This window comes from Solilutibacter silvestris, assembly GCF_050574925.1.
Classification (GTDB): Bacteria; Pseudomonadota; Gammaproteobacteria; order Xanthomonadales; family Xanthomonadaceae; genus Solilutibacter; species Solilutibacter silvestris_A.
Genome location: NZ_JBCMOO010000002.1, coordinates 396,729 through 412,124 on the forward strand (window position 1 = coordinate 396,729; position 15,396 = coordinate 412,124).

Here is a 15,396-nt window from a genome sequence, read left to right on the forward strand (position 1 = left end):
CTTCAGGCCGCCTTCAGAGCGGCCCAATCCGCCAGTTTGGTGAGAATTGCGGGCAATTCCGCGACGTCATCGCCGCCTCCCTGGGCCATGTCCGGGCGGCCGCCACCGCGACCGTTGATCTGGGTCGCCACCTGGCTCAGCAAGTCGCCGGCCTTGATCCGGCCCTGCAGGCCACCACTGACGCCCGCGACCAGCGCGACCTTGCCCTGCCCGTCGGCGCCGGCCAGCAGGATCGCGGCGTCGCCGAGCTGCTGCTTGAGGCTGTCGACGGCGTCGCGCAGCGACTTGGCATCGAAACCCTCGACGCGCGCGGCCAGCAGCTTGCCACCCGGGATGGCCACCGCCTGCGCGACGAGATCGCCCGCCGCGCCCGAGGCCGCCTTGGCCTTGAGCGATTCCAGCTCACGCTCGGCCTTGCGCTGGCGATCGATCAGGCCGCGGATCTTGTCGGCAACATCACCCGTGGTGCCGCCCAGCAACTGCGCGGCTTCGGCAAGGCGCTGCTCCTCTTCCGCAACATGGTCCAGCGCCGATTGCCCGGTCACCGCCTCGATGCGTCGCACGCCGGCAGAGACGCCGCCTTCCGACACGATCTTGAACAGTCCGATATCGCCAGTCCGGCGCACATGGGTGCCACCGCACAGTTCGATCGAACCATCGCCGAACTTGAGCACGCGCACCTGCTCGCCGTATTTCTCGCCGAACAGCGCCATCGCGCCGAAGTCGAGCGCTTCCTGCATCGCCATCTGGCGCACTTCGCCTTCGTGGTTGGCGCGCACTTCGACATTGACGCGACGCTCGATCTCGGCGATCTCGTCCGCAGTCATCGGCTGGAAGTGCGAGAAGTCGAAACGCAGGCGATCCGGCGCCACCAGCGAGCCCTTCTGCTGGACATGCGTGCCCAGCACCTGGCGCAACGCCGCGTGCAGCAGATGTGTCGCGGTGTGGTTGAGCACGGTCGAAGTGCGACGACCGATGTCGACCTGTCCGCGCAGGCGGTCGCCGACCTTCAGTTCGCCCGACTTCAGTTCACCGACGTGGGCATGGAACTGGCCTGCCAGCTTGCGGGTATCGGCAATGGAAATGTCGGCATTCGCGCCCTTGAGCGCACCCATGTCGCCAACCTGTCCACCGGATTCGGCGTAGAACGGCGTGCGATCGAGGATCACCACCACCTCGCCCGGCACCGCGCGATCGACCGGCCTACCATCCTGCAACAGCGCAACGACCTGCAGATCGTCGCCCTCGAGATGGTCGTAGCCGAGGAACACGGTCGGCGCGAGTTGCGAGGCCAGTTCCGCCGGCATCACCAGCCCGCCGCCGAACTTGCCGCCTTCGCGCGCCTTGCGCTTCTGCTCGTCCATCGCGGCATTGAAACCATCGACGTCCACCGACATGGCGCGTTCGCGCGCCATGTCCTGGGTGAGATCGAGCGGGAAGCCGTAGGTGTCGTAGAGGCGGAAGGCGTCTTCGCCACGGATCACGCCATCGGCGCGACCGGCGACGTCATTGAAGATGCGCATGCCGGAATCGAGCGTCTCGGCAAAGCGCTCTTCCTCGGCGCGCAAGGCGCGCTCGATGGTGGCAACGTTCTCGCGCAGCACCGGATAGGCCTCGCCCATCAGCGCATCGAGGGTCGGCACCAGTTTGTGGAAGAAGGTGTCCTTCATGCCCAGCATCCAGCCGTGGCGCAGGGCGCGACGGATGATCCGGCGCAGCACGTAGCCGCGTCCTTCGTTCGACGGCAGCACGCCATCGGCGATCAGGAAGCTGGACGCGCGGATGTGGTCGGCGATGACACGCAGCGACTTGTTGTTGAGATCGCCGGTATGGGTGAGTTCGGCGGCATGCTTGATCAACGCCTGGAACAGGTCGATCTCGTAATTGCTGTGCACATGCTGGAGCACGGCGGTGAGGCGTTCGAGGCCCATGCCGGTATCGACGCACGGCGCCGGCAGTGGCACCAGCGTGCCGTCGGTCTGGCGATCGAACTGCATGAACACCAGGTTCCAGATTTCGATGAAGCGATCGCCGTCCTCGTCGGGCGAACCCGGCGGGCCACCGGCGATGTGTTCGCCATGGTCGTAGAAGATCTCGGTGCAGGGACCGCAGGGGCCGGTGTCGGCCATCTGCCAGAAGTTGTCCGATGCGTAGGGCGCCCCCTTGTTGTCGCCGATGCGGACGATGCGCGATTCCGGCAGGCCGATCACGTCGCGCCAGATGCCGAAGGCTTCGTCGTCGTTGTGGTAGACGGTCACCAGCAGGCGCTCGGCCGGCAGTTTCCAGACCGTGGTGAGCAATTCCCACGCCCACTCGATCGCTTCCTTCTTGAAGTAATCGCCGAACGACCAGTTGCCGAGCATTTCGAAGAAGGTGTGGTGGCGCGCGGTGTAACCGACGGCGTCGAGATCGTTGTGCTTGCCGCCCGCGCGCAGGCAACGCTGGACGTCGGCGCAACGCGAATAGCTGCGCTTTTCCGCGCCGAGGAAGACATCCTTGAACTGCACCATGCCGGAGTTGGTGAACAGCAGGGTGGGATCGTTGGCGGGCACCAGCGATGCCGAGGGCACGATGGTGTGGCCCTTCGACGCAAAGAAATCGAGGAAGTCGCGGCGGATGTCGGCGGTGGTTTTCATGGCATCTGGATCGGGGCGAATGGCCCGCGATGCCAACGAAATGTGGGCGGAACAGGCGCGGACCAATGGGCCGACTAGGGTATCAGCACCGCCCGATACGGGCGAATCGGCCAGGCGCCATCCGGGGTCTAGGGATCGTCGGGATCGAACCGTGTGGCCGCCCGGACCTGGTCCATGGTGAAGCCGCGCCGGAGCAGGAAATCGGCGGCCTTGCGCTGGGCGGCGCGATCGCCTGCAAGTGCGTCGGGATGGCGGCGGCGGACCAGATCGCGGGCCTGCCGGGCCCAATCGGTCTCCGAATCTTCCAGCGCCGCCTTGGCTTTGTCGCCATCGAAGCCGTGGGTCTCGAGTTCGGCGCGAATCCTGCGTGGACCGTAGCCGGACATGGCGCGGCTACGGACCAGCGATTCGGCGAAGCGGCCATCGTCCTGCCAGCCTTCGGAAACCATCCGCGCCACCGCGGCATCGGCGTCCGCTACCGGGACGCCACGGATGGTCAGTTTCTGCAACAACTCCTTGCGGGAATGTTCGCGCCTGACCAGCAGCCCGAGCGCACGCTGCGCCGGGCTCGGTTCAGGCCGGGTGCGGCGGCGGGGGCGCGAGGAAGCTCCGCCCGCCGCCGCCCCGAAAGCGTCATCCCGTTCGGACATCAGTCTTCGGCGTCCTCATTGCGGCTGGCTTCCTGCGGCACGAACTTCTCGCGCAGCGAGGCTTCCAGTTGGGCGGCCACCGCCGGATTTTCCTTCAGGTACTGGCGGGCGTTTTCCTTGCCCTGCCCGATGCGCTCGCTGCCGCAGCTGTACCAGGCGCCGGATTTTTCGACCAGCTTGGCATCGACGCCCATGTCGATCAGCTCGCCTTCGCGGCTGATGCCTTCGCCGTAGAGGATTTCGGTGATGACCTGCTTGAACGGGGGCGCCAGCTTGTTCTTGACCACCTTGATGCGGGTCTGGTTGCCGATGATTTCCTCGCCCTTCTTGATCGCGCCGATGCGGCGGATGTCGAGGCGCACCGAGGCATAGAACTTGAGCGCGTTGCCGCCAGTGGTCACTTCGTTGCTCTGGCCAGGCATCATGATGCCGATCTTCTGGCGAAGCTGGTTGATGAAGACGACCAGGCAGTTGCTGCGCTTGATGTTGCCGGTGAGCTTGCGCAGGGCCTGGCTCATCAGGCGCGCCTGCAGGCCGGGCAGCTGGTCACCCATCTCGCCTTCGATTTCGGCCTTGGGCGTCAGCGCCGCGACCGAGTCGACCACCACGATGTCGACCGCATTGGAGCGCACCAGCATGTCGGCGATTTCCAGGGCCTGTTCGCCGGTGTCGGGCTGCGACAGCAGCAGATCGTCGAGGTTGACGCCGAGCTTCTGCGCATAGACCGGATCGAGCGCGTGTTCGGCGTCGATGAAGGCGGCGGTGCCACCGGCCTTCTGGCATTCGGCGATCGCCTGCAGGGTGAGCGTGGTCTTGCCCGAGGATTCCGGGCCATAGATTTCCACGACGCGACCCTTCGGAAGGCCACCGATGCCGAGCGCGATATCGAGCATCAACGAACCGGTGCCGATGGTTTCCACGGCCTCGACCGGGCGTTCGCCCATGCGCATCACCGAGCCCTTGCCGAACTGCTTCTCGATCTGGGTCAGGGCCGCAGCCAGTGCGCGTTGCTTGTTCTCGTCCATCGTGGTCTTCCTCTTCAAGATTGAATGTGTGTTCGCGTGTTGGAAACAGTGTCGAGGGTGGTGATCGCACAGACTGCGACAGCTGATTCCATATCCAGACTGATCGCTGAACCGGTCGCGCCACAGTGGTGCGCAGCCCGGATTGCCGTGGGAAAACGCCGCGTCATGCGCTGGGCCGGATCAGGCCGCAATACAGGCCTTCGATCGCGAAATCCTGGCCGGGCATCACTTCGATCGGCGCGTAATCGGGATTGCGCGGCAGCAGGCGGATGCCGTCGCGACCGTTGCGGAACAGCTTGACGGTGATCTCCTCGTCGATGCGCGCCACAACGATTTGGCCGTTGCGGGCGTCGTTGGTGCGATGCACGCCGATCAGGTCGCCGTCGAAGATGCCTTCGTCGCGCATCGAATCGCCCTTCACCCGCAGCAGGTAGTCGGGCTTGGGCGAGAAGAACACGCGATCCAGCACCACGTAACTGTCGGAGCCGATGTCGGCGCCGATCGGCGCGCCGGCCGCGACCTGGCCGAGGATCGGCAGGCGCATGGCGTCTTCGCTCAAGGTCTCGAGATCGAGCGCCGCCTGCACCCGGCTCGGCGGGCGCAGCAGTTTCAGGCTGCGGGCCTTGCCCGGCGAACGGGCGATCGCGCCGGCGGCCTCCAGCGCCTCCAGGTGATATTGGGCGGCACGCACGCCCTTGAAGCCGAAGGCGCGGGCGATTTCGGTCTGGGCGGGGGCGACGCCGTCGGTTTCGATGCGCTCGGCGATGAAGTCGAGGATCGCCTGCTGGGTCTGGCTGAGGTCTGACTGGTTCATGTGAGTAGTAATACTGCTAACAAATCAGGCTGTCAATCACCCCGCCCGATCTGGTGCAATGCCGGCCATGGCCGACCTCCCCTGCCCCTGCGATCCCGCCCGCCGCTATGCCGGCTGCTGCGGGCCACTCCATGCCGGGGCTCCGGCCGGCGACGCCGAAGCCCTGATGCGCTCCCGTTACAGCGCCTACGTCATGGGGCTCGAAGACTATTTATTGAGCAGCTGGCACCCGACGACGCGACCGCAGCCGCCGCTGCTGGACTCCGGCGCCCGCCTGAAATGGTTGCGCCTGAAGGTGATCGCACATCGCGCGATCGACGCCGATCACGCCGAGGTGGAATTCGAGGCGCGCTGCATGGAAAACGGCGCCCGCCGCGACCTGCGCGAAGACAGCCGCTTCGTTCGCGAAAACGGCCACTGGTTCTACGTGGATGGCGTGATCGGCTAGCCCGCTTCGTCCATCAGCCCGCGCAAGGCTGTCGCCACGGTTTGCCGACGCACGGCGTCGCGGTCGCCATCGAAATGGAAGACTTCGGCGCGGGCATAACCGCCGCGGCGCTTCCAGCCGATCCACACCGTGCCGACGGGCTTGTCGTGGCTGCCGCCCCCGGGGCCGGCAATGCCGGTGACCGCCACGGCGATATTGGCGCCGGAATGGATCAGTGCGCCGGACACCATCTCGGTCACGCATTCACGGCTGACCGCGCCCAGCTGTTCCAGCGTCTGCGGACGCACGCCGAGCAGCGCCTGCTTGGCCTCGTAGCTGTAGGCGACCATGCCGCAATCGAACCACGACGACGAGCCGGCGACATCGGTCGCGAGCTTGGCGATCCAGCCGCCGGTGCAGCTTTCCGCGGTCACCAAGGTCAATCGCCGGGCCTGCAGCCACGCGGCGACTTCATGGATGAGGTGCTGGAGTTCGCTATCAGAAAGAGTGGCCGCCATCGGTGATCGCAATCGTGGGGGTGACGATGTCGATCATCATGCCTCCGGCGGCCACTCCGTCAATAGTGGCCGGTCATGTTGAGGAACCAGCCGCGGTAGCGGAAGTCGAGCTGGGTGAGGTCGCCACTGAAATTGGTGAAGTTGTAGCCGACGCCGATCTTGAAGTTCTCGCTGACCTGGCGATCCAGCCCAACCAGCCAGCCCTTGAGGATGCCGCCTTCGCGCACCTTGAGTGCACGGTATTCGGCGAGCCCGTCCCAACGTGCGATCAGGTGGTAGCGGACCTGGATGGAACCGAAATCGGCGCGGCTGTCCAGCCACGGACCGACGCCGCGCCCCATGCGGTAATCGCCCCAGCGGCTGGCGAGCTTGCCCGCCATCTGCCAGCGATCATCGAGCTGGACGATGCCTTCCAGCGACAACACCTGCGAACGCTGGTCGTATTGGTTGGCATCCAGCTGTCCCAGCGATGCGCGGTCATACAGATAGGTGTACTTGCCGAATGCCGCCCAGCGCGTGCTGTCGTGCGGACGCCAGGCGAATCCCGTGTTGACCTCGGCCAGGCGCGCATTCGCGGTCGGGTTGAGCTTGTCCTGGGTGTCGGCGTAATTGGCGCGCAAGGCCAGGCGCCAATCCTCGTTGATGCGATACGACAGGCGATTGGTCGTCACCCATTGTTCGCGCTGCTCGGCGCCGCGATCGCGGCGATATTCGAGCTTGCTCGACCAATCCATGCGCTGGTCGGTGCGACCGCCGCTGACGCTGTAGGCATGGCGATCCACGCGTCCATCGGTGGCATCCAACCGGCCGTCCATCAGGGTGAAGCCGAGATTCCAGCCCGGCGCAGGGCGGAAATCCAGTCCGTAGGTATTGACCAGCCCGCTGTTGCTGCTGCCGGTGTCGCTCTTCAGGTACTGGCTTTCGTTGTAGACGTTGACGTAATTGTTGAGCCGCCAGCGCTGGCCGATCGTCCAACCCGTCTGCTGCGTGGTGTCGAACAGGCCGTCGCGTTCGCTGTGGTCGGTGCTGTAGTTGTAGGAACCGTAGATCGAATGATCCGGATTGATGCGGTATTCGCCGTCGATCTTGGCGCCATGGCCGCGGCTGCCGCCGCTGACTTCGGCACCGATGCTTGAGCGATCGCCGAACAGGTATTTGCCACCCAGGGTCAGCAGGTTGTTGCGGCGATACCGCCCGCTGTCGTCATCCAGGGTGTACTGGCCGATGCCGTACAACTCCAGCGATGTCCCGAGACGCTGCCGGTAGCTGAGCGCGAGCAAGGTGGCATCGGCGGCGTAACCGACATCGCGTTCGCTGCGACGGGTCAATTCCGCGCCCAGGCGCGCCTGCTTGGTGATCTGCCAATCGGCGGTCAACTGTTCCTGTTCGAGTTCCTGCGCGCCACGTCCGGCATGGCTGTAGCGGCCATACAGATTGAAATGATCGGTGAAGTAGCCGAGGAATTCCGCGCCGTATTCGCGCGTCGGCTGGCCGGTGTCATCGCGACTGATGGAAAAGCCGCTGTCGACATCGCGCCACCATGCGCCGAATGTCCATTCGCGCTTGGTCCAGCCAAGTTCCTGCAGGTTGGCGCGCGCCTCGACCATGCGTGCTTCGCCGGAACGCGGGCCGATCGTGGTCGGGTTGCGCTGGACGAAGCTCAAGCCGCCATTGTCGGAATAGAAGATCGGCGCAACGGTCGACGTGCTGCGCGTGACTTCCGCCTTGAGATAGGTGCCCCGCCCGGCCTGCAGCGTCAGGTCCATGCCCTTCACCGAATAATCGTCGCCGCTGCGGCTTTCGTCGACATAGGTCGCGCCGACCGCGACGTGATCGCCGAACCATTGCTTGCCGCGCAGGCCGATGGTGGCGTTGTCGGAATCGAAACCGGAAGGCACGTATTCGTAATCCGCCAGCAGGATCTGCTGATAGCCGTCGAGCGGCGTATCGCGGGTCAGGGTGCGAATCGATTCGCGGGTGATCTGCGCCAGCGGACGCGTCAGGATCAACCGTCCCTGCAGGTTGTCCATTTCGTAGTCGACGCCCGCTTGCAGGGTGACGCGGGACTCCACGCTTCCCGTGCTCGGATCGCGCACTTCCAGCACCACCTGTTCGGAGCCGGGCAGCACGTCGGTGTGGCGCAGGTAATAGAGGCTGCCGCCGGTGCCGAGGAATTCGCTGTGCCCGGCCGCGGTGCGCGCTTCCGACCCGAAGAGTTTCAGGAAACTGCGCGGATCGCCCAACGCGGTGGATGCCTGCGATCGCCAGCTCAATGCCGCACCGTACAACGCACGCTGGTATTGCGCGTACTGGGTGCCGGTGAATCCGGTGCTGAAGTTGCCCCACAGCGCCTGGTTCTGACCCCAGTCCACGCGCAGGTACAACTTGCCCTGGCTGTCGACATCGCGCCAGGTCCGTGAGTCGTCGCCATAGGTCGGGTAGTACTGGTCGGGATCGAGGCGCCGGAAGATGTCGTTGGGCGTGGCGTCGAGGAATCCGTTGAACAGATTGCCGAGACGGTCTTCGCCGGTGTCCGCCTGGGCGGTGATGAGATATTTGCCGCGCCACTTGCCCTTGGCATAGAACGCCAGGCGCCCTTCGCTGAGGAAGCTGCCGGTATCGCCGACATTGGCGCCCGATGCATCGATGCCGCCGCTGGCCCTGTTGCGCGAGAAGGTGAAATCGGCGATCGCGGCGATGAAGGCGTAGCGCCCGCTGACCTGCATGTCCAGCGGCGTTTCCGCCACCTCGCCCGCTGCCGTCTTGACCCGGATGATGTAGCGGTGCGTTCCGACCGGTTGCAGAAATTCCGCGACCAGCTTGCGCTCCTGGTCGATCGGGAAATCCTGGCCGTCGATGGAGATCTGCACGCTTTCCGGAATGTCGCGCCCGAGGATGCGCACCTGCGAGCCGTACACGGGAATGTTGCGCAGGCGCAGGTCGCTCCTGCCGTAAATGGCGTCGACGATCCCCACCGATTCGGCAGTGGAGGCATCCAGCGTGGCGGAATGGCCGCGCTGCACCTGGTCGCGCAGCGCCTGCGCGCCGCGCGCATGCTCGGCCGGCGTGACCAGCTGGATGGTGCGCGGATTGGTTTCGTCGAAGCTGCCATCTTCCGCATAGGCACGCGCGACATACTGCAATTGGTCGCCCACCTGCAGGTTCAGCCCCACGGGCAAGTCGCCGTCCCATGTCGCATCCGTGACTGCGCCAACCGGCAAGGCGATCGTCGCCAACGGCTTCACGCGATCGCTGTCGCTGCCCTTGTAGACCACCACTTCCAGCCGCTTGTAGAACGCCGAGTAGTTGCTGAAAGCATGGAAGTGCAGCGGTTCGCTGATCTTCCCGTCCTTGAACGGAGCGAGCGAACTCGTTGCCACGCTCAATGTCGGTTGCCCCAGCGCAGGATCCTCGGTTGCCCACAGCGTGCCGCCTTGCGGCAGGTCGACCGTGAAACGGCCCGTGATGACCGCCTGGTTGCTCGACAGGACCTTGCTTTCGCCCTTGTAGGTCTGCGCCGTCATCGTTTCGACGCGACGATTCTGCTGCAACGATTCGGGATCGGTACCGGGCGCGTGCGGCCTGCTCTCGCCATAGGCGCGGATCTGGAACAACGGTCCGTGCTTGCCGACGCAACCCTGGTCGTTGCAATTCAATGCCGGGGTGGTTGCAGTCGTGGCATCGCTGCCGGCGGGACTTTCCTGGGCACCGGCGAATCCCGGCATGAGCAGCATCGCACCGAGGACAAGGGTGATTCGAGCGGGGAACTTCCGGATATCCATGGTCATCTCCCCCCTCACCGTGCGCCCGGACAGGTCGCTGCCTGCCCCATAGGTCGTGGTTCCACCCGCAAGCACTGCTTGGCCGATCCGGTCAGGTGCGCGGCAATCTCATTCGCCACCGCATCGGCGCGCCGTTGGCTCAGGCGCATGTTGTGTTCGTCGGTACCGCGCATGTCGGCGTAACCCGAGATGGCGACGACGACATCGGGCAACGCGTCGATGCGCTTGGCGATGGCCGCCAGCAAGGGCAGGTATTGCGGTCGGATCGTCGCCTTGTCGTCATCGAACAGGAGGACGCCGAGGTCGATGTCCTGGCCCAGCGTGACCAGTGTTTGCCCGCCGTCGACCTGAGCGCGCAACTCGATGCGGGTCGCTTTCCGCAACTCGGGCGACAGGCGATCGTCCATGCCCTTGCGCACCGCCTCGGCGCGCTGGAACGCGAGCACCATGTTGTCGGCATTGGCGGTGATCGCCACGCTGCCGCCACCGGCCTCGCGCAAGCGGCCGACGATGCGATCGAGCACCGGAAGGTGCTCGGCCGGAACGACTGCGCTGTATCCGTTGAAGAACACTTCGCCAAGGTCGATGTCGACTTCGGTCTTGCCGCCACCGACCGGCGTCCCCGGAACCTGCACGCCGAAGTCGAAGCGGACGGGAACGCCGGGCGTGACGCGCAGGACACGCGGATTCTCGGTCGTGAAGCGGCTGCCCGCGGGCAATGTCGCGGTATCCACCTTCACCAGGAAATTGCGTCCACGCGACCACTGCCCGCCGTCGATCCCGACAATGTGGAAGCGGCCGTAGCGATCGGTCTCCGCCAATATTCCTTCCACGGTGCCCAGGCGCACGCCGGGCAAGCCGCGTTCGCCCGGGTCCTGGCGGCCATTGCCGTTGGCATCGTTGAAGACGCTGCCGACGATCAGGCTGTCGTCAAGCATCGGATCGCCGATGATCTCGACGTCGGCGGTCGCCTCGTTGCTGATCGCCGCACCGCTGGCGTCATTCATGGTGCCGCGATTGGTGTAGACACCGACCCTGACCCCTGCCCCCACGCGCAGTGCGTAGGTCAGCGTGGCGCTCCGTCCAATGGCGATATCCAGTGCGGCGATACGCAGCGGCCGCGTGCCTTGCAATGATCCGACGCCGTCGTCATCGGCCACCGTCAGGGATTTCGGCACCATCTCGAAGCCCGCCGGCAACTGGCCAACCAGCGTTTCCTGCCTGGCATCGACTTGCCCGACGTTGTCGATGCGCACGGTGTAGCGCACCAGGTCGCCGATGCGCGCGGTGCGTTGGGCCGCGGTCATCGTCATGCGCAGGACCACGGGGGCCGCGACGACATTCACCGTCACCGTGGCGCCGGAACAATTCGCCGGGTTCGCGCGTTCGCAAATCTGGTACGAGGCGTTGTAGGTCCCGGTCGGCGTATTCGGAGCCACGTCGACGTTGCCGTTCGAATCGATCGTCAGCGGTCCCTGGCTGATCGGCGTGAATATCACCTCGGTCAGGTTGACCCCGACGCCGCCCAGGGTGTCGTTGGCGAGAACATTGACGACATCATTGGCTCCGTTGCCCGATATCGGGCCAGCGGTATCGTTCACCGCCGCGATGACCATGGTCACCGGGATGGTCGGCGTCGTGCCGGCGTTGTCTCCCGGGTTCGGGTCGGTTGAACCCGGCGGACCGGTCACCGTTGCGGTATTCGCCGCGATCGTCCCGCTTGCCGGCGCCGTTCCGCTCACGGTCACCGTCACATTGTTCGCGACGCCCACGCCAACATTCGCCGTCACATTGACGTTGCCCGTGCCATTCGCCGCGCCGCAGGTCGACGTCCCGGCCGCCATGCAGGTCCAGCTCACGTTCGTCAGCTGGACAGGCACCGCGTCCACGATCGTCGCGCCGGTCGCAATCGCCGGGCCCGCGTTGCTGATGACCAGTCTGTAGGTCACCGTCGAGCCGGCCTGCGCCGGGATCGCGCTCGTCACGGTCTTCACCAGCGACAGATCCGATTGCGCGTTCGTCACCGTCACCGTCACCGGCGCCGTCGCACAGTTCGCAGGCGACGCCTTCTCGCAGATCTGGTACGTCACCGTGTAGCTGCCCGCAGGCGTCGCCGCCGCCACGTCCACCGCACCCGTCGTCGCGTTCAACGTCACGCCAGGGTTCGTCGTCGACACCTGCGTCAGGTTCACGTTCGCAAGCGTCGCGCCCGCCCCGCCCACCGTGTCGTTCGACAGCACGTTCGCCACCGCCACGCCGCCCGTCGTCGGCGCACTCCCGCTATCGGGATTCGCCACGATCACCGCCGTGACGGGGATCGTCGGGGTCGTGCTGGTGTTGTCGCCGGGATTCGGATCCGTCGATCCCGTCGGCACGGTCACCGTCGCCGTGTTCGCGGCGATCGTTCCACTCGCCGGCGCGGTTCCGCTCACGGTTATCGTCACTTCGTTCGCCGCGCCGCCCGCGGCGACCGTTGCCGTCAGGTTCACGTTGCCCGTGCCGCTTGCGGCGCCGCATGCCGAGGTTCCGCTCGCGACGCACGTCCAGCTCACGTTTGTCAGCTGGCCAGGCACGGTATCCGTGATCGTCGCGCCTACTGCATCCGACGGCCCCGCATTGCTCACCACCAGCTTGTACGTCACCGTCGAGCCGGCCGGCGCGGGCGTGGCGCTCGTGACCGTCTTGACCAGCTTCAGGTCCGACGACAGCGCCAGGGTGTTGGTATCGGTGGCCGTCTTGTTGCCGGTGTCGATGATGTTCGCCGGCGCGGTCACCGTTGCCGTATTGGAAAGCGAATTCGGGAAGTTCTGGGCGAATGCAACCGCACTCGACAGCCCGAGGGCCATCGCCACCACCACTCGAACGAGCCGCAGCGCACCGCGCGCGACCCGACGGCCCTGCCCCGTTTCGGGGAACGTCTGGCGACCTGAGTTGATGGTCTCGGTTTCCATGTCTAGGCCCCGCGAAGTCACTGTTGAGGTGGGCTTCCCTGGAGCGCGGGTGACGTCACTCCGGCGTCCCCCACGCCGTGTCGCTACGAATCGCTAGTACGCCGCCGGGTTGGCGCTGAAAGTCACCGGCACGCTGATCGTTGCCTGTCCTCCAGCACTGAGATCCACGGTCAAACTGACGGTTTTCCCTCCGGCGGCACCGCCACTGGCAGCGCCGCACGTCCCCCCGGTCGCACTGCATGTCCATGGCCCCGACAGGGACATGCCGTTCGGCAAGGCATCGTTCACCGCAGCGCCGGTCACCGGATCGGGACCCGAGTTGGACACGGTGATGACATAGACCGCCGTGTTGCCTGGCGTGTAGGTCGATGAACCATCGCTCTTGCTGATCTGCAAATTCGCCTGCAATGCACGATTGGTGATGCGACAGGTGATCGTCAGCGGCGACGATCCGGCTGCAGGCGACGTGTAATTGAACGAAGTCCCGGAACCGGAACTGACCACGGTGTTGTTCTGGTCGGTGCACGACCAGGTAGTGGCATATGGCGCCAGCGTCGTACTGGTGCCGGCGCTTTCGGCGAGCGCATAGACGGTGCCCGGCGTGGTCACGTAGGTTCCCGTCGTGCCGCCATTGCCGACGTTCGCGGCGGATGCCACGACCGTCGCGCCCTGGCTGATGGTCAGGTTGAACAATCCGGGGTTGCCGGCAGGCAGCAGTTCCTTGGTCAGTGCGAGCACCGCCGCGCACGATTGCGCGATGCCTTCCACCGTGAATACCGCTTGGCCGATGTGGATGCCCAGCAAGCCGAGCAGGTTGTCCACCACGCCGCCGAGGAGCGTGTTCAGGACTGGCGTCAGCAACGGCACCACCGCGGTCTGCAATGCCGTCTGCACTGCGCCAACGATGCTGTTGACGATCGGAAGCAGGGCCGCAGGCACCGCGATCGGCACCCCCAGCAGCGTGACTTCGATCGGATCAGGCTGGACCGTGATGCTCAGGTTGTTGAGCAGGTCGGTCACCAATGTCCCGGCGCTGACCGTGCCGGCATTGGCGGTGATCGTTTTCGGGAACGGGCCGTTGACCGTGAAACTCTGCATCGGCGGCGCACCGGTCGCGGCCGCGAGCGCATACACCCGCAGCGGAACATGGACCGAAAGAAGCCCCGCCAGGTTGACCTGGAATTTCAGGTCGAGGTTGTTGATCAGCAGCGGGGTGAAGTCCGAACTGCTCACCACGTGCGTGCGGTTGAAGAACAGCGAATCGGGAACCGAGCCGATGTACAGGCCGGCAAGCCCGGGTTGCGCGTTCAACGTGACCGCATTGCCGATGGCGTTGACCGTTGCGATCGTGCCTTGCGCGCGCGTCACGTCGGCATAGACCTGCAGCTTCAACACGTCGGCAGTCAGGCTGACATTGGTCAACCCCAGGCCCAGCGCATTGATCGCGGCGATGATCTGGCTGGTATCGAAGCCCTGCACCACGTCGAGGTTGAGCTTGACGCGAACCGCGCTCGAATGGAACTGCGTTCCCGCGGGACCGCATACGTAAACCGGCGGCTCCACCACCTGCAACCACAGCTGCAAGTTGGCGAGACCCGTCAATCCCAGCGCGGCGGTATTGATCGCGATCGGCGTCGGCGTCGTCAGGACGTTCTTGAAGTTGTAGAGCTGCGCCGAACCGGTGAGCAGGTCGAGCACGTCGAGATTGATATTCGCGAGCGAACCCTGCGGCAACGCGATCTGCAGCAGGTCACCGAGTCGGATCGTCCCGGCAAGCCCCCCGATGGTTGGCGTCAGCAAGTTGAGTGCATTGGCCGCGGCAGTATTGCCATCCGCCTGCAGCACCTGGACCATCGCCGCCTGCAACTGCGCGATCGTGATGTTGGCCGCGAGCACCTGGCTGGGATCGCTCAGGCTGAGGTTGGTTCCAAGCCGGGTGATGAGCGCGTTGAGCTTGATGTCGGCGCCGGCGATCGAATTCCAGTCGACGGCGGTGAGATTGACGGACGTGCCGGGCAGCAGTGATTGCAGCAACGGGTTGAGCAGCAACGACTGCGTGGTATCGACCGACACCAGCCTGGGTCCGGCCGAGACGCATGCCCCGCTGGTGCAGCCTGCCTGCGCCTGCGCACGGATCGGAATCGCCGAGGCGAACACGACGATCGCCGAAAGCAACAGCCAGGACATGCAACGCCGGCTGCGCGACAACGCACCCTTGATCCCCTTCCCCATCCCCATGGCGACCCCCTGCCATTTGTCGGTTCAGTGCACCCTTATATTTATTTCTTCTCGTACAGCTTCATGAACAAGTGCAACGAATCGATAACATATGGATTTTTTTTAATCAATACCTCCTGTATGAAATAACAGGTAAAAAATTTGACTTCAATCACAATTATTTTTATTTCTTGATAAAGTTCATCTATGTAAATGATCGATCTAAAACATACTCTCCCGACTGGTGCAGAAAATTAGAACCCTTGCACATCAAGGGGCTACACCCATGGGGGCGCGTCGTGGCAGTCCGAATCGGCTCAACGGAAAAAGCGAGCCAGAGATCGAAGATCTTGATCGGGGCGAAAAGCGTCGAATC

9 protein-coding genes are annotated in these 15,396 nt (G+C 64.8%); 1 reads left to right on the forward strand and 8 read right to left on the reverse strand.

Annotation, left to right across the window (positions count from 1 at the left end):
* Positions 1 to 2: 2 nt before the first annotated feature.
* From alaS to lexA, 4 genes are all read right to left on the reverse strand, one after another.
* Positions 3 to 2,636 (reverse strand): alanine--tRNA ligase, encoded by a 2,634-nt coding sequence (gene alaS / locus ABE093_RS02520; RefSeq protein WP_430759278.1) that lies wholly within the window; start codon positions 2,634 to 2,636, stop codon positions 3 to 5.
* 128 nt (positions 2,637 to 2,764) lie between these two features.
* The gene (locus ABE093_RS02525; protein ID WP_430759279.1) at positions 2,765 to 3,286 is read right to left on the reverse strand and encodes a regulatory protein RecX; all 522 of its coding nucleotides are present in this window, start codon (positions 3,284 to 3,286) and stop codon (positions 2,765 to 2,767) included.
* Positions 3,286 to 4,311, reverse strand: a complete 1,026-nt coding sequence (gene recA / locus ABE093_RS02530) for a recombinase RecA (RefSeq protein ID WP_430760062.1) — start codon at positions 4,309 to 4,311, stop codon at positions 3,286 to 3,288. The genes ABE093_RS02525 and recA overlap by 1 nt, the downstream gene beginning before the upstream one ends.
* Before the next feature lie 163 nt (positions 4,312 to 4,474).
* Positions 4,475 to 5,125 (reverse strand): transcriptional repressor LexA, encoded by a 651-nt coding sequence (gene lexA / locus ABE093_RS02535; RefSeq protein ID WP_430759280.1) that lies wholly within the window; start codon positions 5,123 to 5,125, stop codon positions 4,475 to 4,477.
* 58 nt (positions 5,126 to 5,183) lie between these two features.
* On the opposite strand from lexA, the gene ABE093_RS02540 reads away from it, so the two are divergent.
* On the forward strand, positions 5,184 to 5,573 hold the full coding sequence (locus ABE093_RS02540) for a YchJ family protein (RefSeq protein ID WP_430759281.1): 390 nt from the start codon (positions 5,184 to 5,186) through the stop codon (positions 5,571 to 5,573).
* Here the strand turns inward: ABE093_RS02540 and ABE093_RS02545 are convergent.
* The 4 genes from ABE093_RS02545 to ABE093_RS02560 form a co-directional block, all read right to left on the reverse strand.
* Positions 5,570 to 6,070 carry a CinA family protein gene (locus ABE093_RS02545; RefSeq protein ID WP_430759282.1) on the reverse strand — a complete coding sequence of 167 codons (501 nt, stop codon included), beginning with the start codon at positions 6,068 to 6,070 and terminating at the stop codon, positions 5,570 to 5,572. The genes ABE093_RS02540 and ABE093_RS02545 overlap by 4 nt on opposite strands.
* Before the next feature lie 59 nt (positions 6,071 to 6,129).
* Positions 6,130 to 9,852 (reverse strand): hypothetical protein, encoded by a 3,723-nt coding sequence (locus ABE093_RS02550; protein WP_430759283.1) that lies wholly within the window; start codon positions 9,850 to 9,852, stop codon positions 6,130 to 6,132.
* A gap of 14 nt (positions 9,853 to 9,866) precedes the next feature.
* Positions 9,867 to 12,803 (reverse strand): OmpA family protein, encoded by a 2,937-nt coding sequence (locus ABE093_RS02555; protein WP_430759284.1) that lies wholly within the window; start codon positions 12,801 to 12,803, stop codon positions 9,867 to 9,869.
* Positions 12,804 to 12,896: 93 nt separating this feature from the next.
* On the reverse strand, positions 12,897 to 15,041 hold the full coding sequence (locus ABE093_RS02560; protein ID WP_430759285.1) for a hypothetical protein: 2,145 nt from the start codon (positions 15,039 to 15,041) through the stop codon (positions 12,897 to 12,899).
* Positions 15,042 to 15,396 lie beyond the last annotated feature (355 nt).